General features: G+C 61.5%; 18 protein-coding genes. 13 read left to right on the forward strand and 5 right to left on the reverse strand.

Annotated elements, in window-relative coordinates:
* Positions 1-11: 11 nt before the first annotated feature.
* From BLU71_RS17565 to BLU71_RS17575, 3 genes are read right to left on the reverse strand one after another with little or no spacing between them, the layout of a single operon-like run.
* Positions 12-779: a heme ABC transporter ATP-binding protein gene (locus BLU71_RS17565; protein WP_083353580.1), complete on the reverse strand. Its 768-nt coding sequence runs from the start codon at positions 777-779 to the stop codon at positions 12-14.
* Positions 779-1,762, reverse strand: coding sequence for a FecCD family ABC transporter permease (locus BLU71_RS17570; RefSeq protein ID WP_172667936.1), 984 nt, complete (start codon positions 1,760-1,762; stop codon positions 779-781). Before BLU71_RS17570 ends, BLU71_RS17565 begins: the two co-directional genes overlap by 1 nt.
* 50 nt (positions 1,763-1,812) lie before the next feature.
* Positions 1,813-2,685, reverse strand: coding sequence for a heme/hemin ABC transporter substrate-binding protein (locus BLU71_RS17575; protein ID WP_083353581.1), 873 nt, complete (start codon positions 2,683-2,685; stop codon positions 1,813-1,815).
* A 164-nt stretch (positions 2,686-2,849) separates the two neighbouring features.
* Between BLU71_RS17575 and BLU71_RS17580 the strand changes: the two genes are divergently transcribed.
* Complete coding sequence (locus BLU71_RS17580; protein ID WP_083353582.1) at positions 2,850-3,167, forward strand: Rieske (2Fe-2S) protein; 318 nt, start codon at positions 2,850-2,852, stop codon at positions 3,165-3,167.
* On the opposite strand, the gene sfsA is transcribed toward BLU71_RS17580, so the two are convergent.
* Both sfsA and BLU71_RS17590 read right to left on the reverse strand, forming a co-directional pair.
* Positions 3,164-3,877, reverse strand: coding sequence for a DNA/RNA nuclease SfsA (gene sfsA / locus BLU71_RS17585; RefSeq protein ID WP_042610462.1), 714 nt, complete (start codon positions 3,875-3,877; stop codon positions 3,164-3,166). The genes BLU71_RS17580 and sfsA overlap by 4 nt on opposite strands.
* On the reverse strand, positions 3,877-5,046 hold the full coding sequence (locus BLU71_RS17590; RefSeq protein WP_064364135.1) for a pyridoxal phosphate-dependent aminotransferase: 1,170 nt from the start codon (positions 5,044-5,046) through the stop codon (positions 3,877-3,879). Before BLU71_RS17590 ends, sfsA begins: the two co-directional genes overlap by 1 nt.
* A 333-nt stretch (positions 5,047-5,379) precedes the next feature.
* Between BLU71_RS17590 and dksA the strand changes: the two genes are divergently transcribed.
* From dksA to BLU71_RS17645, 12 genes are all read left to right on the forward strand, one after another.
* Entirely contained in the window at positions 5,380-5,823 is a 444-nt protein-coding gene (gene dksA, locus BLU71_RS17595) for an RNA polymerase-binding protein DksA (protein WP_042610464.1), read from the forward strand.
* A 204-nt stretch (positions 5,824-6,027) separates the two neighbouring features.
* Positions 6,028-6,924, forward strand: a complete 897-nt coding sequence (gene gluQRS, locus BLU71_RS17600) for a tRNA glutamyl-Q(34) synthetase GluQRS (protein ID WP_064364134.1) — start codon at positions 6,028-6,030, stop codon at positions 6,922-6,924.
* A 77-nt stretch (positions 6,925-7,001) separates the two neighbouring features.
* On the forward strand, positions 7,002-7,178 hold the full coding sequence (locus BLU71_RS27365; RefSeq protein ID WP_003176118.1) for a hypothetical protein: 177 nt from the start codon (positions 7,002-7,004) through the stop codon (positions 7,176-7,178).
* The gene (locus BLU71_RS17605; protein WP_161806084.1) at positions 7,162-10,116 is read left to right on the forward strand and encodes a sensor histidine kinase; all 2,955 of its coding nucleotides are present in this window, start codon (positions 7,162-7,164) and stop codon (positions 10,114-10,116) included. Before BLU71_RS27365 ends, BLU71_RS17605 begins: the two co-directional genes overlap by 17 nt.
* Before the next feature lie 22 nt (positions 10,117-10,138).
* Positions 10,139-11,575 (forward strand): sigma-54-dependent transcriptional regulator, encoded by a 1,437-nt coding sequence (locus BLU71_RS17610; RefSeq protein ID WP_042610466.1) that lies wholly within the window; start codon positions 10,139-10,141, stop codon positions 11,573-11,575.
* 733 nt (positions 11,576-12,308) lie between these two features.
* Complete coding sequence (locus BLU71_RS17615; protein WP_042610467.1) at positions 12,309-13,709, forward strand: polynucleotide adenylyltransferase PcnB; 1,401 nt, start codon at positions 12,309-12,311, stop codon at positions 13,707-13,709.
* Positions 13,710-13,712: 3 nt separating this feature from the next.
* Positions 13,713-14,198 (forward strand): 2-amino-4-hydroxy-6-hydroxymethyldihydropteridine diphosphokinase, encoded by a 486-nt coding sequence (folK, locus tag BLU71_RS17620; protein WP_083353583.1) that lies wholly within the window; start codon positions 13,713-13,715, stop codon positions 14,196-14,198.
* 398 nt (positions 14,199-14,596) lie between these two features.
* The gene (gene panB / locus BLU71_RS17625) at positions 14,597-15,397 is read left to right on the forward strand and encodes a 3-methyl-2-oxobutanoate hydroxymethyltransferase (RefSeq protein WP_083353584.1); all 801 of its coding nucleotides are present in this window, start codon (positions 14,597-14,599) and stop codon (positions 15,395-15,397) included.
* Positions 15,394-16,254, forward strand: coding sequence for a pantoate--beta-alanine ligase (gene panC / locus BLU71_RS17630; protein WP_083353585.1), 861 nt, complete (start codon positions 15,394-15,396; stop codon positions 16,252-16,254). The genes panB and panC overlap by 4 nt, the downstream gene beginning before the upstream one ends.
* Positions 16,255-16,623: 369 nt before the next feature.
* Positions 16,624-18,288: a glucose-6-phosphate isomerase gene (gene pgi, locus BLU71_RS17635; RefSeq protein WP_083353586.1), complete on the forward strand. Its 1,665-nt coding sequence runs from the start codon at positions 16,624-16,626 to the stop codon at positions 18,286-18,288.
* Positions 18,289-18,488: 200 nt separating this feature from the next.
* Positions 18,489-20,426 (forward strand): acetate--CoA ligase, encoded by a 1,938-nt coding sequence (gene acs / locus BLU71_RS17640; RefSeq protein ID WP_083353587.1) that lies wholly within the window; start codon positions 18,489-18,491, stop codon positions 20,424-20,426.
* 135 nt (positions 20,427-20,561) lie between these two features.
* Positions 20,562-21,578 carry a class I SAM-dependent rRNA methyltransferase gene (locus BLU71_RS17645; RefSeq protein ID WP_064364130.1) on the forward strand — a complete coding sequence of 339 codons (1,017 nt, stop codon included), beginning with the start codon at positions 20,562-20,564 and terminating at the stop codon, positions 21,576-21,578.
* The last annotated feature ends 50 nt before the right edge of the window (positions 21,579-21,628 follow it).

A 21,628-nucleotide genomic window follows, 5' to 3' on the forward strand; every position in this document is an offset into this window, starting at 1 on the left:
TCGATGATTGATCAGCGGGCGATGATCAGCGGATGCCCACGCTCCGGGTGCGGTTGCACCAAAACCTCCAGGCCGAACACCGCTTTTAGCGTATCCGGGCGCAGCACCTGCTGCGGAGTGTCCAGCGCGACCGGACGCCCCTCTTCCAGCAACAACACCCGGTCACAATAGCGCGCCGCCAGATTCAGATCATGCAGGATCACCAGCACCGCCGCGCCACGCTTGGCAAACTCGCGCACCGCTTGCAGGGTGGTGTGCTGATGCAGCGGATCGAGCATCGAGGTCGGTTCGTCGAGCAACAAGGTTTGCCCGACCTGCCCTGGCCAGAGTTGCGCCAGCACCCGCGCCAGATGCACACGTTGACGCTCGCCACCGGACAATGCCAGATAACTGCGCCCGCTCAGGTGCCCGGCATCGGCAGCGGCCAGCGCCGCCGCGACAATTTCGTCATCACGCCTGCGCCCGGTCAGGTAGGGCAAACGGCCCATGCCGACGACCTCTTCAACGGCGAAGGCAAAGTCCAGTGTCGAAACCTGCGGCAGCACCGCCAGTCGTTGTGCCCGCTGCGTGCCGCTCCAGTGACTCAACGCCTGCTCGTCGAGCGAAACGTTGCCGTCACTGGCGAGCAATTCTCCGCACAGGGCGCCGAGTAATGTGCTTTTGCCGGCGCCGTTCGGCCCCAGCACGCCAAGCACTTCACCGGGTTCGAGTTGCAGCGTGACCCCACTGAGCACTGCTTTGCGGCCACGGCGGACGTGCAGATTGTGCGCAGACAACATCAGGCACGCCCTCGCAACAGCAGATAAAGGAAGAACGGCGCGCCGATAAACGCGGTAACAATGCCGATCGGCAACTCCGCCGGCGCCAGCGCCAGGCGCGCCACCAGATCGGCAAGCAACAACAGGCTCGCACCCGCCAGGACCGAGGCTGGCAGCAGCACCTTATGATCGGGACCGGCCAGCAGGCGCACCAGATGCGGCACGACCAGCCCGACGAAGCCGATCATGCCTGCCGCCGCCACCGCCGCGCCGACACCCAGCGCGGTGCAGAACACCAGTTCGCGCTTGAGCCGTTCGACATCGATGCCCAGATGCCCGGCCTCGGACTCACCCAGCAACAAGGCATTCAATGCCTTGGCCCGACGCGGCAGCCATACCGCCACGCCGATGGTAATGATCAGCAAAGGCCATAGCCGCGCATAGCTGGCGCCGTTGAGGCTGCCCAGGTTCCAGAATGTCAGGGTGCGCAGCGTGGCGTCATCGGCCAGATAAGTGAACAGTCCCACCGCCGAACCGGCCAGCGCCGTAAGCGCGATACCCGCCAGTAACATTGTTGCAACGTGAGTCTGACCGTTGCGCCGGCCCAGCCGATAGACCAGCGCCGTGACCCCGAGCCCGCCGAGAAACGCGCACACCGATAACAGGTAAGGGCCGAACCACTCCGGCAGGCCGCCGAAGAACGAGCCGCCGACAATCGCAATCGCCGCGCCGAGTGCCGCGCCACTGGACACCCCGACCAACCCCGGATCGGCCAGCGGGTTACGAAACAAACCCTGCATCGCTACCCCGGACAGCGCCAGCACGCCGCCGACCGCCAACCCGAGCAAGGTTCGCGGCAGGCGAATCTGGCCGAGAATCAGCTCGGCCTGCTCCAGCCCTTCCGGCGCCAACGGCACGCCAATCAGACGCAACGCGGCGCGCAAGGTATCCACCAGCGGCAGGCTCACCGGCCCCAGCGCCAGCGACAGCCAGATCGCCAGCAGACACAGCAATGTCAGGCCGATAAACAAGCCACGGGGTTTGACCAGTGTGGTCATTGGCCGTCCTTGGCCGGGTAGAAACCGTCAGTCAGGGTTTGCAAAGCGGCCGGCAGACGCGGCCCAAGCCCACCCACCAGCAGCGTCGGGTCCAGCTCCATCACGCGTCCGGCCTTGGCCGCACGGCTGGAATTGAGAATAGGGTTTTCCTTGAACAACGCAGCTTTAGCCGCCTCACCGCTCAGCGCACGGTCGGCGAACACCAGCACTTGCGGATCGAGGCTGGCGAGGGATTCCACGGAAAACGGTTTGTAGCCGGTATGCGTTGCAAGGTTGTGCCCGCCGGCCTGCTGCAGCAGCCAATCGGCGGCGGTGTCCTTGCCGGCGATCAACGGCTTGCCACCGGCGTGCCCGAGCAATAGCAGGACGCCCGGGGCTTTCTGTGTGGTCTGCACTTGGGCAACGCGGGCAGCCTGCGCCTGAAGTTGCTGTTTATAAGTCTGCAGCAACTGCGCCGCCTTCGCTTGCGCACCGAGCAACTGCCCGAGATGAGTGACATTCTTTTCCAGCGTCGGCAGATCCGGCTGCGCCGAGAACAACTCGACTTTCACCTTGGCCGCTTTGACTTGCGCCAGAACCGGTGGCGGCCCCATCTCTTCAGTGCCGATGAGAATGTCCGGGCGCAGGCTCAAGATGCCTTCCGCCGACAGGCTGCGCTGATAACCAATGCTCGGCAGCGTTTGCAACGATTGCGGATGCTGACTGGTGGTGTCGACCCCGACCAGCTTCGACTCGCCGCCCAACGCGCTGACCCATTCCGACAGTGCCCCGCCGGCGCTGACCCAGCGTTGCGGTAAATCCGCCGCGATCGTCTGATGGCTGAGAAAAAGGCCGACGCACAGCATGGCAACGCGGGTTTTCAGGCGCATATACAGCTTCCTTGAACAAGGTTTCCCGGGCATCGGCGCAGCGAGCCAAGTATCCTCGACAACAGCCAGACTCCCTTTGGGAGAAGGCCGCCATTTGATAATTGTTTGCATTTGAACGTCAAGCTCGGACATATCCAGACACGAGCGGACACTAGAGGATAGCCATGAAGTTTCTCTGCGCCGGCAGTGATCTGGCCGAAGCCGGCAGTCGCGGTTTCGAAATCGACGGCAAAAAGCTGTTCGCCGTGCGTCGCGGTGGACAGGCCTACGTCTATCTCAATCGCTGCCCGCATCGGGGCGTCGGCCTGGAATGGCAGCCCGACCGGTTTCTCGACCCCAGCAACACCCTGATCCAGTGCGCCACCCACGGCGCACTGTTTCTGATCGAGGACGGCGAATGCGTTGCCGGCCCGTGCGCCGGGCAATCACTGACGGCGATTGAATGCCGGGAAGATACACAAGGCGTGTGGGTCTATGTTTAACCGTTGAGCAAGACGTCGAGTCGACGGTCGATGACCATCTCTTCATGGTCGAGGCGCACGCCGTAGGCCAGCACCTCGACACCGCAGGCGACCGCCTCACGCAGCGCCTCGGCGTAAGCCCAATCGATCTCCTCGGCCGGGCGCACGGCATCGATGCCGGTGAGGTTTACACAGTACAACTGCACCGCCCGAATGCCGTCGCGCGCCAGATGCGCCAGCTCACGCAGATGCTTGGCGCCGCGCTGGGTCACCGCATCGGGAAACGCCGCCACAGCCGTACCGTCGAAGCCCAACGTGACGCTTTTCACTTCGACGTACGCCGGGCCGCTGGGGTATTCGAGGCGGAAGTCGATGCGGCTTTTTTCCTGCCCATAGGCGACTTCACGCTTCAACGCGGTAAAGCCATTCAATTCGCTGATCACGCCAGCCTGCAAGGCCTCTTCGACCAAACCGTTGGCGCGCCCGGTGTTCACGCAAAACAGCCGGCCCTGCGGGGTCTCACCGATTTCCCAGGTCCCGGGCAATTTGCGTTTGGGGTCGTTGGAGCGACTGAACCAGACCTGCCCGCCCTCCACCTGGCAGTTGAGCATCGAACCGGTATTCGGGCAGTGAATGGTCAGCAACTCGCCGTTAACGGTCTCGATATCGGCGAGAAAACGCTTGTAGCGACGAATCAGCCGCGCCTCTTCCAGAGCAGGATAAAAGCGCATCAGCCTTGCCAGCTCTTCAAACCGCGCGCGATGCGCTCCACGGCTTCCTGCAAGCGTGTGAGGTTTTGTGTGTAAGCGAAGCGCACGTGATGGCCGGCCTGATAACGACCGAAATCCAGCCCGGGCGTGAAGGCCACATGCTCGGTTTCGAGGAAATGCCGGCAGAACGCGAAGGCATCGCCGCCGAAACGGCTGATATCGGCGTACAGATAGAACGCGCCCTCCGGCTCAACGGCAATGTTGAAGCCGAGCTCGCGCAGCGCTGGCAGGAGGAAATCGCGACGGCGGGCGAATTCGGCGCGGCGCTCTTCGAGAATCGCGATCGTCGCCGGTTCGAAACACGCCAGCGCCGCGTACTGCGCCATGCTCGGCGCGCTGATGTAGAGGTTCTGCGCAAGTTTTTCCAGTTCACCGACCGCCGCCTCCGGAGCCACCAGCCAGCCCAGGCGCCATCCGGTCATGCCGAAATACTTGGAGAAACTGTTGAGGACAAAAGCGCTGTCATCGACTTCCAGCACACTGGCCGCATCGGTGCCGTAGGTCAGGCCATGGTAGATCTCGTCCACCACCAGATGCCCGTGTCTGGCCTTGATCGCTGTGGATAACCCGGCCAGCTCATCGCGGGTCAGCAGAGTCCCGGTCGGATTGGCCGGCGAAGCGACCAAGGCGCCGACGCTGTCGTGGTCCCAGTGCCGCTCCACCAGATCCGGGGTCAGTTGATAACGCACCTCCGGCCCCACCGGCACCAGTTGCGCCGCGCCTTCGACCAGCCGCAGGAAATGCCGGTTGCACGGGTAGCCCGGGTCTGCCAGCAGCCAGTGTTTACCCGGATCGACCAACAAGGCACTGGCCAGCAGCAGCGCGCCAGAGCCGCCCGGCGTGATCAGAATGCGCCGCGGGTCGATGTTCAGGCCGTATCGCGACTGGTAAAAACCGGCGATCGCCTCGCGCAGCTCGGGAATGCCACGGGCGGCGGTGTAACGGGTCTTGCCCGCGGTCAACGCGGCTTGGCCGGCGCGAATGATCGGCTCGGCGGTGGTGAAGTCCGGCTCGCCGATTTCCAGATGGATCACGTCGTGCCCTTCAGCCTGCAATTCATTGGCCCGCGCCAGCAGCGCCATCACATGGAACGGTTCGATCGCACGACTGCGCGCACTGTAGGTGGCCATCGGATTGCCTTCGACAGGAAAAAAGAGACGATTCTACCTGTCTGCCGGAACGAGCGAGAACCCGTGAAGGTCACAGCCTCAAGAACGCTGGACTGTAACGATCTGAACGTACGCTCCAGGATTGACTAAAATCAGTGATTGAACAGGTCTCCATTCCCACAGACACGGCTTGCCAAACATCTGCAAGCGCCACCCGCCGGGGGCTCGACATCCGGGAGTAGCGCAGGCTGATTTGATCTGGTAAGTTCGCCCGCTTGCAGCCGCAGGGCCGGCAGGTGTCGGTGATGGAGCAATCCTGCGCAATGGATTACAAGAGTAGAGGCGGTCTATTTCATGTCCACCCAAGCAAAGCAACAGCAGCAAGCGACGATCAGCGGCTTCGAACCTTACGTTTCGAAGGCGGGTGAAGAGTACATGGGCGCTCCGATGCGCGCGCACTTCACCAAGATCCTGAACAAGTGGAAACTGGACTTGATGCAGGAAGTCGACCGTACAGTTGATCACATGAAAGACGAAGCGGCCAACTTCCCTGACCCGGCCGACCGTGCCAGCCAGGAAGAAGAGTTCGCCCTCGAACTGCGCGCCCGCGATCGCGAGCGCAAGCTGATCAAGAAAATCGACAAGACGCTGCAACTGATCGAAGACGAAGAGTACGGCTGGTGCGAGTCCTGCGGCATCGAGATCGGCGTCAAGCGCCTCGAAGCCCGTCCGACCGCCGATCTGTGCATCGACTGCAAGACCCTGGCGGAAATCAAGGAAAAGCAGGTCGGCAAGTAATCTCGACCTGAACGAAAAACGGAGCGTGCGAACGCTCCGTTTTTGTTTGTGCCTTTTGCTTCTGCCGTTGCTTTTTGTAGGAGTGAGCCTGCTCGCGATAGCGATGGGTCAGTCAATATCTTGGTTGAATGTCACACCGCTATCGCGAGCAGGCTCACTCCTACAGGTTGACCTGCGTATAGCCTGAAAAGTAGTTTCGTTTCCATGACCGCCAAAACGTCCCCCGCCTACATCGGCCGCTTCGCCCCCACCCCCAGTGGCCACCTGCACTTCGGCTCGCTGGTCGCTGCGTTGGCGTCCTACCTCGACGCCCGCTCGGTCGGTGGGCGCTGGCTGGTGCGCATGGAAGATCTCGATCCGCCGCGGGAAGAGCCCGGTGCGCAAGCGGCGATTCTCAAGGCGCTGGAAAGTTACGGTTTCGAATGGGACGGCGAAATGGTCCGCCAGAGCGATCGGCACGCGGCCTACGCCGAGGTGCTCGACAGCCTGTTCAATCACGGTCTGGCTTATGCCTGCACCTGCTCGCGCAAACAGCTGGAGCCCTACCACGGCATTTATCCTGGGTTCTGTCGCAACGCCGGGCATGCTCAGCACGACGCGGCGATCCGCCTGCGCGTGCCGGAGCTGGAATACCACTTTATTGACCGCGTACAGGGCGAATACCGTCAGCACCTGGGCCGCGACGTTGGCGACTTCGTCATCCGTCGTCGAGACGGTCTCTATGCCTATCAACTCGCGGTGGTGCTCGATGACGCCTGGCAGGGCATCACCGATATCGTGCGCGGCGCCGATCTGCTCGATTCGACGCCGCGCCAGTTGTACCTGCAAGAACTGCTCGGCCTGAAACAGCCGCGCTATCTGCACCTGCCATTGATCACTCAGCCGGACGGCAACAAACTCGGCAAGTCCTACCGCTCGCCACCGCTTGAAGCCGATCAAGCCACGCCGTTACTGCTGCGAGCCTTGCGTGCATTGGGGCAGAACCCCGGCACTGAGCTGGCCCACGCGTCGCCGCGCGAACTGCTTGTCTGGGGCAGCGCACACTGGGATGCCGACAGGATCCCGCGCACACTGACCCTGCCCGAAGCGCAACTGCAATGACGACACTTGCAGTCGCGCGCCCATCCGTTACCATCGCCGCACGTTTTCGGGCACGCGCATAAAAAAGAGAGGCCGGGATGTACATCTATCGCTTGGTCCTGCTTCTGGTCGTCGGGATCTACCTGTTCTCCCCCGCCATCATGGATTGGTGGATCGACGCGACGGGCGCCTGGTATCGCCCTTATCTGCTCTGGCTGATCCTGATTGTCGTGACCTTCATCCTGCAGAGCCAAAAAGATGCCGATGAGCTTTAGCCTGACCCAGATGATCCTGATCAGCGCCGCGTACCTCGCGGCACTGTTCGGCGTGGCCTGGGTCAGCGAACGGGGCATGATCCCGCGCGCGATCATTCGCCACCCGCTGACCTACACCCTGTCGCTTGGGGTTTACGCCAGTGCCTGGGCGTTCTATGGCACGGTGGGTCTGGCCTATCAGTACGGTTACGGCTTTCTGTCCAGCTATCTCGGCGTGTCCGGCGCATTTCTGCTCGCGCCGGTGCTGCTTTATCCGATCCTGAAAATCACCCGCACCTACCAACTGTCATCGCTGGCCGACCTGTTCGCCTTCCGCTTTCGCAGCACCTGGGCCGGCGCGCTGACCACGATCTTCATGCTGATCGGCGTGCTGCCGCTGCTGGCCCTGCAGATTCAGGCAGTGGCCGACTCGATCGGCATTCTCACCGGCGAACGCGTGCAAAGCCGCGTGGCGCTGGCGTTCTGTGCGCTGATCATTCTGTTCACGATTTTCTTCGGTTCCCGGCATATCGCCACCCGCGAGAAACACGAAGGGCTGGTGTTCGCGATTGCCTTTGAGTCGATCATCAAACTGATTGCCCTCGGCGGCGTTGGCCTGTATGCGCTGTATGGCGTGTTCGACGGCCCGCAACAGCTTGAACTGTGGCTGCTGCAGAACCAGACCGCCCTCGCTGCCCTGCACACGCCGTTGCAGGAAGGCCCGTGGCGCACGCTGCTGTTGGTGTTCTTCGCCTCGGCGATCGTGATGCCGCACATGTATCACATGACATTTACCGAGAACCTCAATCCGCGCTCGCTGGTCAGTGCCAGTTGGGGCCTGCCGCTGTTTCTGCTGTTGATGAGCCTCGCCGTGCCGCTGATTCTCTGGGCCGGCCTGAAATTGGGCGCCACCACCGACCCGGAATACTTCACCCTCGGCATCGGCATTGCCGCCAACAGCAAACCGCTGGCCTTGCTTGCCTATGTCGGTGGTCTGTCTGCCGCCAGTGGCCTGATCATCGTCACCACCCTGGCATTGTCGGGCATGGCGTTGAACCATCTGGTGCTGCCGCTCTATCAACCGCCGGCCGAGGGCAATATCTACCGCTGGCTGAAGTGGACCCGCCGGGCGTTGATCGTCGCCATCATCATGGCCGGTTTCGGTTTCTACCTGATGCTCGGCGTCGAACAGGATCTGGCCAACCTCGGTATCGTCGCATTCGTGGCTACCCTGCAATTTTTGCCCGGGGTGTTGTCGGTGCTGTACTGGCCGACCGCTAACCGCCGCGGCTTCATTGCCGGTCTGCTGGCGGGGATCACGGTCTGGGTGGTGACCATGTTGCTGCCGCTGGTCGGCAATCTGCAGGGTTTCTACATTCCGCTGCTGAACATGATCTACGTGCTCGACGACACCAGTTGGCACATGGCAGCCATCGCCTCGCTCGCCGCCAACGTGCTGATGTTCACTTTGATTTCGCTGTTCACCAACGCCAGCCCGGAAGAAGCCAGTGCGGCCGAAGCCTGTGCGGTGGACAACGTGCGCCGCCCGCAACGCCGCGAACTGCACGCCGCCTCGCCGCAGGAGTTCGCCACGCAACTGGCCAAGCCGCTGGGTGCCAAGGCGGCGCAGAAAGAAGTCGAGCAAGCGCTGCGCGATCTGTATCTGCCCTTCGACGAACGCCGCCCTTACGCTTTGCGCCGTTTGCGCGACCGCATCGAGGCCAACCTGTCCGGCCTGATGGGCCCGAGCGTCGCGCAGGATATGGTGGAAACCTTCCTGCCCTATAAGGCCGGCGGCGAAAACTACGTTACCGAAGACATTCACTTTATTGAAAGCCGCCTCGAGGATTACCACTCGCGCCTCACAGGTTTAGCCGCCGAGCTCGACGCCCTGCGCCGCTACCACCGGCAGACCTTGCAGGAGCTGCCGATGGGCGTCTGCTCGCTGGCCAAGGATCAAGAGATCCTGATGTGGAACAAAGCCATGGAAGAGCTGACCGGCATCGCCGCGCAGCGAGTGGTCGGTTCGCGCCTGAGTACCATCGCCAACCCGTGGAAAGAGTTGCTGCAAGGCTTCATCAATCTGCCCGACGAGCATTTGCACAAACAGCATCTGGCCCTCGATGGCCAGACCCGCTGGCTGAACCTGCACAAAGCGGCAATCGACGAGCCGTTGGCACCGGGCAACAGTGGCCTGGTGTTACTCGTCGAGGATTTGACCGAAACGCAGATGCTCGAAGATAAACTGGTGCACTCCGAACGTCTGGCCAGCATCGGTCGACTCGCGGCGGGTGTGGCTCACGAAATCGGCAACCCGATCACCGGCATTGCCTGTCTGGCGCAAAACCTGCGTGAAGAGCGCGAAGACGACGGCGAGCTGACGGAAATCAGCGGGCAGATTCTCGAGCAGACCAAACGCGTCTCGCGCATCGTCCAGTCGCTGATGAGCTTCGCCCATGCCGGCAGCCATCAGCACAGCGACGAACCGGTGTGTCTGGCCGAAGTCGCGCAGGATGCCATTGGCCTGCTGGCGCTGAACCGGCGCAATTTCGAAGTGCAGTTCTACAACCTGTGCGATCCCGACCACTGGGTCGAAGGCGACCCGCAACGGCTTGCCCAGGTACTGATCAATCTGCTCTCAAACGCCCGTGACGCCTCGCCGCCGCACAGTGCCGTGCGGGTCAAGAGTGAAGCCGGCGAACACACGGTCGATCTGATCGTCGAAGACGAAGGCAGTGGTATTCCGTCGAGCATCATGGACCGATTGTTCGAACCTTTCTTCACCACCAAGGATCCGGGTGAAGGCACCGGTCTGGGCCTTGCACTGGTCTATTCCATCGTTGAAGAGCATTATGGACAAATCACCATCGACAGCCCGGCTGATGTACAAAGCCAGCGCGGCACCCGTATCCGGGTGACCTTACCGCGTCATGTCGAAGCGACGTCCGCTGTGAACTGAGACCGTCGAGAGTATCGAATCAATGCCGCACATTTTGATCGTCGAAGACGAAACCATTATCCGCTCCGCCTTGCGCCGCCTGCTGGAACGCAACCAGTACCAGGTCAGCGAAGCCGGATCAGTGCAGGAAGCACAAGAACGCTTCACCATTCCTACGTTCGATCTGATCGTCAGCGACCTGCGCCTGCCGGGCGCCCCGGGCACCGAGCTGATCAAGCTCGGCCAGGGCACGCCGGTGCTGATCATGACCAGTTACGCCAGTCTGCGCTCGGCGGTCGACTCGATGAAAATGGGCGCGGTCGATTACATCGCCAAACCGTTCGACCACGATGAAATGCTCCAGGCGGTTGCGCGGATCCTGCGTGATCGCCAATCAGCGCCCGCCGTCGGCGAAGCCACGGCGAGCAAGCCTGCCACTGGCAACGGCAAAGCCTCGGTGGATAACAGCAACGGGGAAATCGGCATCATCGGTTCGTGCCCCCCGATGCAGGACCTGTACAGCAAGATCCGCAAGGTCGCGCCAACCGATTCCAACGTCCTGATCCAGGGCGAGTCCGGCACCGGCAAGGAGCTCGTGGCCCGCGCCCTGCACAATCTGTCGAAACGCGCCAAGGCGCCGATGATCTCGGTGAACTGCGCGGCGATTCCGGAAAGCCTGATCGAGTCCGAACTGTTCGGGCACGAGAAAGGCGCGTTCACCGGTGCCAGCGCCGGTCGCGCCGGTCTGGTCGAAGCGGCGGACGGCGGTACCTTGTTCCTCGATGAGATCGGCGAACTGCCACTGGAAGCCCAGGCTCGCCTGCTGCGGGTCTTGCAGGAAGGCGAAATTCGCCGGGTCGGTTCGGTGCAGTCGCAGAAAGTCGATGTGCGCCTGATCGCTGCAACCCACCGCGATCTCAAGAGCCTGGCGAAAATCGGCCAGTTCCGTGAAGACCTTTATTACCGTCTGCACGTGATTGCCCTCAAGCTGCCGCCGCTGCGCGAGCGTGGCGCCGACGTCAACGAAATCGCCAATGCCTTCCTCGCTCGCCAGAGCGCACGGATCAATCGCACCGACCTGAAATTTGCCGCCGATGCCGAACAGGCGATCCGGCACTATTCCTGGCCGGGCAACGTGCGCGAGCTGGAGAACGCCGTCGAGCGCGCGGTGATTCTCAGCGAAAGCCCGGAGATCTCGGCCGACCTGCTTGGCATCGACATCGAGCTGAGCGATCTGGAAGACGACGAGTTCATCGGTCTGCCGCCGCAAACCGGCGGTAACGCCAGCAACAGCAGCCATGAGCCGACCGAGGATCTGTCGCTGGAAGACTATTTCCAGCACTTCGTCCTCGAGCATCAGGACCACATGACCGAGACCGAACTGGCGCGCAAACTGGGCGTCAGCCGCAAATGCCTGTGGGAACGCCGCCAGCGTCTGGGCATTCCACGGCGCAAGACCGGGGTCGCCAGCGAGAGCTGAGCGTTACCCACCGCGTGTGCGGGTAACGCATGACAATGTGAAAAAACTGTTACCGCAGTCGATTCACGTAACAGAAGCCGGGGTTATCGGTAACGAAACCCCGGCTTTTTTTCGCCCCTGCAAAACGGTTATATCGACCTAACCCCTTGTTTTGCGGGGTTTGGCAAAAGTTGGCACGCACCCTGCTATATGTTTGGTACAAGAACAATAACAAGCAATGCACAAGACAATAAAAATAAGACGAATCGACTCACGCACAATAAAAACAAGACGGCGAGAGGCGCAGCTAACTGATTCTTTTGGAGAGGCGTTGTATTTGGGGCTTGCCCCACGACCAGGCCGAGAACAACAAAAACTGTCCTAAGACAGAGCCTGTACTGGTTGGATCGAGAGATCACTGCAATTCAGCGACCAAAGCAATCCGTTTGCTCTTGGCTCCCGATTGGGAGGGTCACGAAGGAAACACTTCGTGGCGAGGGCACTCAACAAAAACAAGAAGCCCGAATCAATAATAAAAAGAGCACGCAACTACTTCTTGGGGAGCTTCGGCTCCCCTTGTAGTTTCTCCCCTTGGTAAAATCCCCCCATTTTCCTCGCTCGGCCCTTGCAGCTTGCGGCTTTCAGCCCGAATCTGCTGTCTCCTACACCATCCCCCGACTAAATGCTAGAATCTGCGCCCATCATGCGGTCATTCTTTTGGTATGGCCGAACATTCCTTCAAACAGTGCATCCCATGCTGAAGAAGCTGTTCCAGTCATTCCGAACTCCCGTGCGTCGTACGCAACACATCCGCAGCACCCCTGAAGTGCTCAACAGCGGCCAACATTCGCTGCAGAAAACGCAGTTCAGCCGCTATGCGGTGAACATCGTCGAACGCCTGCAAGGTGCCGGTTACCAGGCTTATCTGGTCGGCGGTTGCGTGCGTGACATGCTGCTGGGCATCACGCCCAAGGATTTCGACGTCGCCACCAGCGCCACCCCCGAGCAGGTCCGCGCCGAATTCCGCAATGCGCGGATCATCGGCCGCCGGTTCAAACTGGTGCACATCCACTTCGGTCGCGAAATTATTGAGGTCGCGACCTTCCGCGCCAACCACCCGGTCAACGAAGACGACGAAGACAGCAATCAGTCTTCGCGCAACGAGAGCGGGCGGATTCTGCGCGACAACGTCTACGGCACACTGGAAGAAGACGCGCAACGCCGCGACTTCACCATCAACGCCCTGTATTACGATCCGGTCAGCGAGCGCATCCTCGACTACGCCAACGGTGTACACGACATCCGCAATCACCTGATCCGTCTGATCGGCGACCCCAAGCAGCGTTACCAGGAAGACCCGGTGCGCATGCTGCGGGCCGTGCGTTTCGCCGCCAAGCTCAATTTCGGCATCGAGAAGCACACCGTGCAGCCGATCCGCGAACTGGCACCGATGCTGCGCGAGATTCCCTCGGCGCGGCTGTTTGAAGAAGTGCTCAAGCTGTTCCTCTCCGGCCACGGCGCGATCACCTTTGAAATGCTGGTCGATCTGCAACTGTTCGCCCCGCTGTTCCCGGCCAGCGCCGAGGCGCTGGAATACAACCCGGAATACACCCACACGCTGATCAGCGAAGCGCTGAGCAACACCGACCTGCGCATCAAGCAGAACAAACCGGTGACCCCGGCGTTCCTTTTTGCCGCCCTGTTGTGGCCGGCATTGCCGGCCCGCGTGTTGCGTCTGCAGGAACGTGGCATGCCGCCGATCCCGGCGATGCAGGAAGCCGCCCACGAACTGATCGCCGAACAGTGCCAGCGCATCGCCATTCCGAAACGCTTCACCATGCCGATCCGCGAAATCTGGGACATGCAGGAGCGCCTGCCACGGCGCAGCGGCAAACGTGCCGATCTGTTGCTGGACAACCCGCGGTTCCGCGCCGGTTACGATTTCCTCCTGCTGCGTGAAAGCGCCGGCGAGGAGACCGACGGCCTCGGCGAATGGTGGACCGATTATCAGGACGCCAACGACAGCGAGCGCCGCGACATGATCCGCGACCTCAGCGGCAAGGGTGACGATGCCAGTGGCGCACCGCGCAAGCGCCGCCGCAGCGGCGGTTCCAAGCGCAAGCGCGCCGGGGCTTCGAGCGCGACGGGCGAGTAAGCCATGGAACGCATCTACATTGGCCTGGGCAGCAACCTCGCTGACCCGGCCGACCAATTGCGCAGCGCCATTGCGGCGCTGGGGCAATTGCCGCAGACCAGCCTTGCCGGCGTTTCGGCCTTTTATCAAAGCGATTCACTGTTGCCGGGCCAGCCGCGTTACACCAACGCCGTCGCCGCCCTCGACAGCTCGCTCGCACCGATCGAGCTGCTCGACGCCCTGCAAGCCATCGAAAACGCTCAGGGCCGCGAACGCCTGGAGCGCTGGGGGCCACGCACGCTGGATCTGGACATTCTGCTGTTTGGCGATCGTTTGATCGATGAGCCACGGTTGAAAGTCCCGCATTACCAGATTCAGGAGCGCGCCTTTGTGCTCTATCCCCTCGCTGAACTGGCGCCGCAGGGTCTGCGTCTCGCCGATGGCCGCAGGCTGACAGACCTGCTGGCCGCCTGCCCGTTCGTCGGCCTTGAACGCCTCCAGACAGATTGATTGCAATCCCCTGTGGGAGCGAGCCTGCTCGCGAAAGCGGTGCGTCATTCAACACTGTGTTGACTGATCTGCCGCCTTCGCGAGCAGGCTCGCTCCCACATTGGTTTATTTCACATCCAGGATTTTGTCAGACAATAATTTCCCAATTCAGGCCCGCCGCGCCGCTGAATCGCATCAGTAACGCCGGTAACACCGCCCGCGTAACAATGCGGTAACACACGCAATTGACTTCCGCTTGGCTCATCACGACTATAGGCGTCCCGCTGCCGCCAACCCGGCATGAACGGGCGCAATCCAGGCCTTTTAAAGCACGACACAAGACCGTGCGCCTGAGTAGATGAAGAATCACGCGCGTGACTCGCAGCAGTTTCCAGAGCGCCTGAACGAGGATTTCTTACATGCCAGCCATCACCCTGACCACGCTCCAGAGCCTCAAGCAGAAAGGTGAAAAGATCACCATGCTGACCTGCTATGACGCGACCTTCGCCCACGCCTGCAACGAGGCCGGTGTCGAAGTGCTGCTGGTCGGCGACTCCCTCGGCATGGTCCTGCAAGGTCATGACAGCACCCTGCCAGTGACCACGGCGGAAATGGCCTACCATGTCGCCAGCGTCAAGCGTGGCAACGGCGATGCCCTGATCCTTGCCGACCTGCCTTTCATGGCCAACGCCACGCTTGAGCAGACCATGATCAACAGCGCCACGCTGATGCAGGCCGGCGCGCACATGATCAAGGTCGAAGGTCAGCTGTGGCTGGCGGAGTCGATCCGTCTGCTCGCCGAACGCGGTGTACCGGTGTGCGCGCACATGGGCCTGACCCCGCAGGCGGTGAACATCCTCGGCGGCTATAAAGTGCAGGGGCGCAACGAGAACCAGGCGCGGCAGATGCGGGCCGATGCGATCGCGCTGGAGCAGGCCGGTGCGTCCATGCTGCTGCTCGAGTGCGTGCCGAGCGAGCTGGCGGCGGAAATCAGCCAGGCCGTGGGCATTCCGGTGATCGGCATCGGCGCCGGCAACGCCACCGACGGTCAGGTGCTGGTATTGCACGACATGCTTGGCCTGTCGATCACCGGCCGCGTACCCAAATTCGTCAAGAACTTCATGCAAGGTCAGGACAGTATCCAGGCCGCGCTGAAGGCTTACGTCAGCGAAGTCAAAGCCACTACGTTCCCCGGCATCGAACACGGATTCTCTGCATGAACACCGTCAAAACCGTACGCGAACTGCGCGCCGCCGTCGCCCGCGCGCGCAGTGAAGGCAAGCGCATCGGCTTCGTGCCGACCATGGGCAACCTGCACAGCGGCCACGTCGCGCTGATCACTAAAGCCACTCAGCGAGTGGACTTCGTGGTCGCGAGTGTTTTCGTCAATCCGCTGCAGTTCGGCGCCGGCGAAGACCTCGACAAATACCCGCGCACCCTCGCCGCCGATCAGCAAAAGCTCCTCGAAGCCGGTTGCGATCTGCTGTTCGCGCCAACGGTTGAAGAGATGTACCCCGACGGCATGGCCGGCCAAACCCGGGTCAGCGTGCCGCAACTCTCCGAAGGCCTGTGTGGTGCCAGCCGTCCGGGGCACTTCGAAGGCGTGGCGACGGTGGTCAGCAAGCTGTTCAACATGGTCCAGCCGGATCTGGCGATTTTCGGCCAGAAGGATTACCAGCAACTGGCGGTGATCCGCGCGCTGGTGCACGACCTGAACATGCCGATCCAGATCATCGGCGAGCCGACCGTGCGTGCAGCGGACGGTCTGGCGCTGTCGTCGCGCAACGGTTTTCTCAGTGAAGAGCAGCGCGCCGTGGCGCCGGTGGTGTACCGCGTGCTGAGCAACATTGCCGAAGCGATCAAGCAAGGTCAGCGTGATTACCCGGCGCTGCTCGCTGCGCAGTTGCAGGTGCTGGAAGCGGCCGGTCTGCGCCCGGATTATCTGGAAATCCGCCATGGCCTGACCTTGCGTCCGGCGACGGCGCAGGATCGCGATCTGGTGATTCTGGCAGCGGCATTCCTCGGTACGACACGGTTGATCGACAACCTGCACCTGAGTCTCGATAGCCCGACCTGAAGACAACGCATTTCCCCTGTAGGAGTGAGCCTGCTCGCGATAGCGGTAAATCAGTCAACAACGCTTTGACTGACAGACCGCTATCGCGAGCAGGCTCACTCCTACAGGTTTTTTTGGCGTTGGAAAGATTGCTTCAGGCCCTTCCCCCTCGGCCGGGCACCTCCGTTTGTCGGCCAGATTCCCGTTCGGATGTTAAAAAAGTACAGGGATCTGGTCAGACAAAGTCAAGACAGAACGCGGCGCGAGGTTTACTGTATTCGCCCTGTGTCCGGATATCGTGTCGACGCAGTTGATCCCATGCGCTAAAAGGGCATGGCTGATCTGTACCGTGTTCAAAAGGCCGTTCAAGTAAAAAGGAAAACCGCAGCGATGGCGTACTACCGCACTCCTCACGACGTTACCGCTCTGCCCGCCTGGCAAGCGTTGAAAGATCACCGCCAAGCCATGCAGGATTTCAGCATGCGCGAAGCCTTCAACGCCGATCCGCAGCGTTTCAATCAATTCACCCTCAGCAGCTGCGGCCTGTTTCTCGACTATTCGAAGAATTTGATCAACGCCGAGACCCGCAACCTGCTGGTGGGTCTGGCCAATGAAGTCGATCTGAAGGGCGCGATCCAAGCGCTGTTCGACGGCGAAATCGTCAACGCCTCCGAAGGCCGCCCGGCGCTGCACACCGCCCTGCGCCGCCCGGTTGGCGACAAGTTGTCGGTCAACGGTGTCAACGTGATGCCGGAAGTGCACAAGGTGCTGAACCAGATCACTGATCTGGTCGGACGAATCCACGACGGCCTGTGGCGCGGTTACACCGAAAAGCCGATCACCGACGTGGTCAACATCGGCATCGGTGGTTCGTTCCTCGGCCCTGAACTGGTGTCCGAAGCGCTGCTGTCCTACGCGCAGAAGGGTGTGCGTTGCCATTATCTGGCGAACATCGACGGCAGTGAATTTCACGAGCTGACGCAGAAACTGCGCGCCGAGACCACGCTGTTCATCGTGTCGTCAAAGTCCTTCAACACCCTCGAAACCCTGAAGAATGCTCAGGCTGCACGCGCCTGGTACCTGGCGCAGGGCGGCTCCGAAGCCGAGCTGTATCGCCACTTCATCGCCGTATCGAGCAACAACGCCGCGGCTGTGGCCTTCGGTATCCGCGAAGAAAACATCTTCCCGATGTGGGACTGGGTCGGCGGTCGTTACTCGCTGTGGTCGGCCATCGGTTTGCCGATTGCCCTGGCCATCGGCATGTCCAACTTCAAGGAACTGCTGTCCGGTGCCTACACCATGGACCAGCATTTCCAGACCGCGCCGTTCGAACAGAACATGCCGGTGCTGCTGGCTCTGCTCGGCGTGTGGTACGGCAACTTCTGGGGCGCGCAAAGCCACGCGATCCTGCCGTACGACCACTACCTGCGCAATATCACCAAGCACCTGCAACAGTTGGACATGGAGTCCAACGGCAAGAGCGTGCGCCAGGACGGCACCTCGGTGTCGACCGATACCGGCCCGGTGATCTGGGGCGGCGTCGGCTGCAACGGTCAGCATGCTTACCACCAGTTGCTGCATCAGGGCACCCAATTGATCCCGGCCGACTTCATTGTGCCGATCGTCAGCTTCAACCCGGTTTCCGACCATCACCAGTGGCTGTACGCCAACTGCCTGTCGCAGAGCCAGGCGCTGATGCTCGGCAAGACGTTGCCGGAAGCCGAAGCCGAACTGCGCGACAAAGGCATGAGCGAAGACGACGTGCACAAACTGGCGCCACACAAGGTGATCCCGGGCAACCGTCCAAGCAACACCCTGGTGGTCGAACGCATCAGCCCGCGCCGCCTCGGCGCACTGGTTGCCATGTATGAGCACAAAGTGTTCGTGCAAAGCGTGGTCTGGGGCATCAATGCCTTCGACCAGTGGGGTGTGGAGCTGGGCAAGGAATTGGGCAAAGGCGTCTATAACCGTCTGGTCGGCAGCGACGAGACCGTGGCTGACGATGCCTCAACTCAGGGCCTGATCAACTACTTCCGCGGGCGTCATCGCGGCTAAAAACGGCCTTCGGTCTAACGCTGTTCCCCTGTGGGAGCGAGCCTGCTCGCGAAAGCGGTTTTTCATTCAACACCTTTGTTGACTGATACTCCGCCTTCGCGAGCAGGCTCGCTCCCACAGTTGTTTTGGCGCATGACTTGAACCTGCGCAGCGCTCGGCGCATCTTTATTCCTGTCGCACCACAAGAATAAGGAACCGTCATGTTCGATATCAGCACGTTCCCCGAAGCCGATGCCGTGCGCCAGGCTGCTCAGTTGAGCCAGGAAGACTACCGGCGGCTGTACCGCGAGTCGATTGAACACCCCAGCGCATTCTGGGCCGAGCAGGCCACGCGTTTTCTCGACTGGAGCACGCCGTGGCAGACCGTTCAGCGCTATGACCTGAAAACCGGTGAAGCGGCCTGGTTTGCTGGCGGCAAGCTCAACGTCAGCTACAACTGCATCGACCGCCACCTCGCACAACGTGGCGAACAGACTGCCCTGCTCTGGGAAGGCGACGACCCTGCCGAATCGGCGCAGATCACTTACAAGAAACTCCATCACCACGTCTGCCGCCTGGCCAACGTGCTGAAAAGCCGTGGCGTGAAGAAAGGCGACCGGGTGTGCATCTACATGCCGATGATCCCCGAAGCCGCCTACGCCATGCTCGCCTGTGCGCGGATCGGCGCGATTCATTCGGTGGTGTTCGGCGGATTCTCGCCGGATTCCCTGCGCGACCGTATCCTCGACGCCGACTGCCGCACCGTCATCACTGCTGATGAAGGCGTACGCGGCGGGCGCTTCGTGCCACTGAAAAACAACGTCGACAAAGCCCTGCAAAGTTGCCCGAACGTCAGCACCGTTGTGGTCGTCCAGCGCACTCAGGGCGAGGTCGATTGGCTCGAGGGCCGCGACCTCTGGTATCACCAGGCCATACGCGAAGTCGACGACGATTGCCCGCCGGAACCGATGGACGCCGAAGACCCGTTGTTCATCCTCTACACCTCCGGCAGCACCGGCAAACCCAAAGGCGTGCTGCACACCACTGGCGGCTATTTGCTGCAAGCGGCGATGACCTTCAAGTACGTGCTCGATTACCGCGACGGTGAAGTGTTCTGGTGCACCGCCGACGTCGGCTGGGTCACCGGCCACAGTTATATCGTCTACGGGCCGCTGGCCAACGGTGCGACCACACTCATGTTCGAAGGCGTGCCGAGCTACCCGAGCAGTTCGCGTTTCTGGCAGGTCATCGACAAACACAAGGTCAACATCTTCTACACCGCACCGACCGCCCTGCGCGCGCTGATGCGCGAAGGCGCCGGGCCGTTGAAGGAAACTTCGCGCGCAAGCCTGAGATTGCTCGGCAGCGTCGGTGAGCCGATCAACCCGGAAGCGTGGGACTGGTATTTCAACGTTGTCGGTGAACAGCGCTGCCCGATCGTCGACACCTGGTGGCAGACCGAAACCGGCGGCATCATGCTCAGCCCGCTGGTCAGCGCCCAACGGATCAAACCCGGCTGCGCGACGCAACCGATGTTCGGCGTGCAGCCGGTATTGCTTGATGAACACGGCAAGGAAATCCACGGCGCCGGCAGCGGCGTGCTGGCGATCAAATCGAGCTGGCCGGCGCAGATTCGCAGCGTCTACGGCGATCCACAGCGGATGATCGACACCTACTTCAAGCCCTACCCCGGCTATTACTTCACCGGCGACGGCGCCCGCCGCGATGAGGATGGCGATTACTGGATCACCGGGCGCATCGACGACGTGATCAACGTTTCCGGCCACCGTATCGGTACCGCCGAGGTGGAAAGCGCACTGGTGCTGCACGACAGCATCGCCGAGGCAGCGGTGGTCGGTTATCCACACGACGTCAAAGGCCAGGGCATCTACGCGTTTGTCACGCCAATGAACGGCACCGAGGCCAACGAAGAGCTGAAGAAAGACTTGCTGGCACATGTGAGCAAGGAGATCGGCAGCTTCGCCAAACCGGACCTGATCCAATGGGCACCGGCGCTGCCGAAAACCCGCTCGGGCAAGATCATGCGGCGGATCCTGCGCAAGATTGCCTGCAACGAGCTCGACAGTCTGGGCGACACTTCGACGCTGGCTGACCCAAGCGTGGTGCAGGACCTCGTTGATAAACGTTTGAATCAATAGCTTCGCGAGCAGGCTCGCTCCTACAGGTGATCGCATTGCACATGTGGGAGCGAGCCTGCTCGCGAAGGCCATCACGCGATCCCCCGGCAAACTGTTAAACTCCCGCGCCCCAATTCCCCTCAGCAAGGCGCCCGCATGTCTTCCTTGAATCAGGCGCTGCGCGCCGCCCTCGATCAACGCCAGGACCTGCTCGCTGCGCTGCACAGCCAGGGCACCGATTGCTATCGGCTGTTCCATGGCAGCCAGGAAGGCGCCGGCGGCCTGACCATCGACCGCTACGGCCCGCAACTGCTGGTGCAGAGTTTTCATCAGACGCTGGAGCGTGACGACCTGCTGCAACTGCACGCCATGGTCAACCAGACGCTGGGCTTCGACACCCTGCTGGTCTACAACGACCGCTCCCGTGGCAATTCGCGGATTGATCGCGAGGACAGTGTCTATAAAGCCGATGACGCCGCACTGGCCGATCTGGTCGGCCATGAATGGGGCCTGAACTACCGCGTGCGCGGGCGTCATGCCGGGCAGGACCCGCTGCTGTTCCTCGACCTGCGCAATACGCGCGGCTGGGTCAAGGATCACGCGCAAGGCAAAAGCGTGCTCAACCTGTTCGCCTATACCTGTGGTGTTGGCCTCAGTGCTGCGGCCGGCGGTGCGCTCGAGGTGTGCAACCTCGATTTCGCCGAGGGCAATCTGGCGGTCGGTCGCGAGAACGGTTTGCTCAACCCGCAACTGCCGGAGATGCAATTCATTCAGTCCGATTACTTCCCGGCGATCCGTCAGCTTGCTGGCCTGCCGATCAGCCAGCGGCGCGGGCAGAAGTTGCCGAGCTATCAGCGCCTCGAACAGCGCCAATACGATCTGGTGCTGCTCGACCCGCCGGCGTGGGCGAAAAGCGCATTCGGCACCGTCGACCTGCTGCGCGATTATCAAAGCCTGCTCAAACCCGCGCTGCTTACTACCGCCGATGACGGCGTGCTGATCTGCTGCAACAACCTGGCGAAAGTCAGCATGGACGACTGGCGCGAACAAGTGCTGCGCTGCGCCGAAAAAGCCGGCCGCCCAGTGCGTGAATGGAGCGTGATGACCCCGGGCGCCGACTTCCCCTCGCGTGATCAGCAGCCACCGCTGAAGACGCTGATCTTGCAGCTGTGATTGCTTTTTGACGACGCCGCGCCCGTTGTAGGAGTGAGCCTGCTCGCGAT

The sequence above is a fragment of the Pseudomonas moraviensis genome, assembly GCF_900105805.1.
Taxonomy (GTDB): domain Bacteria; phylum Pseudomonadota; class Gammaproteobacteria; order Pseudomonadales; family Pseudomonadaceae; genus Aquipseudomonas; species Aquipseudomonas moraviensis_A.

Coding starts and splice junctions, on each gene's coding strand:
- BLU71_RS17565 (WP_083353580.1), bottom strand. CDS start 779: ATGTTGTCTGCGCACAATCTGCACGTCCGCCGTGGCCGCAAAGCAGTG.
- BLU71_RS17575 (WP_083353581.1), bottom strand. CDS start 2,685: ATGCGCCTGAAAACCCGCGTTGCCATGCTGTGCGTCGGCCTTTTTCTC.
- BLU71_RS17580 (WP_083353582.1), top strand. CDS start 2,850: ATGAAGTTTCTCTGCGCCGGCAGTGATCTGGCCGAAGCCGGCAGTCGC.
- sfsA (WP_042610462.1), bottom strand. CDS start 3,877: ATGCGCTTTTATCCTGCTCTGGAAGAGGCGCGGCTGATTCGTCGCTAC.
- BLU71_RS17590 (WP_064364135.1), bottom strand. CDS start 5,046: ATGGCCACCTACAGTGCGCGCAGTCGTGCGATCGAACCGTTCCATGTG.
- dksA (WP_042610464.1), top strand. CDS start 5,380: ATGTCCACCCAAGCAAAGCAACAGCAGCAAGCGACGATCAGCGGCTTC.
- gluQRS (WP_064364134.1), top strand. CDS start 6,028: ATGACCGCCAAAACGTCCCCCGCCTACATCGGCCGCTTCGCCCCCACC.
- BLU71_RS27365 (WP_003176118.1), top strand. CDS start 7,002: ATGTACATCTATCGCTTGGTCCTGCTTCTGGTCGTCGGGATCTACCTG.
- BLU71_RS17605 (WP_161806084.1), top strand. CDS start 7,162: ATGCCGATGAGCTTTAGCCTGACCCAGATGATCCTGATCAGCGCCGCG.
- BLU71_RS17610 (WP_042610466.1), top strand. CDS start 10,139: ATGCCGCACATTTTGATCGTCGAAGACGAAACCATTATCCGCTCCGCC.
- BLU71_RS17615 (WP_042610467.1), top strand. CDS start 12,309: ATGCTGAAGAAGCTGTTCCAGTCATTCCGAACTCCCGTGCGTCGTACG.
- folK (WP_083353583.1), top strand. CDS start 13,713: ATGGAACGCATCTACATTGGCCTGGGCAGCAACCTCGCTGACCCGGCC.
- panB (WP_083353584.1), top strand. CDS start 14,597: ATGCCAGCCATCACCCTGACCACGCTCCAGAGCCTCAAGCAGAAAGGT.
- panC (WP_083353585.1), top strand. CDS start 15,394: ATGAACACCGTCAAAACCGTACGCGAACTGCGCGCCGCCGTCGCCCGC.
- pgi (WP_083353586.1), top strand. CDS start 16,624: ATGGCGTACTACCGCACTCCTCACGACGTTACCGCTCTGCCCGCCTGG.
- acs (WP_083353587.1), top strand. CDS start 18,489: ATGTTCGATATCAGCACGTTCCCCGAAGCCGATGCCGTGCGCCAGGCT.
- BLU71_RS17645 (WP_064364130.1), top strand. CDS start 20,562: ATGTCTTCCTTGAATCAGGCGCTGCGCGCCGCCCTCGATCAACGCCAG.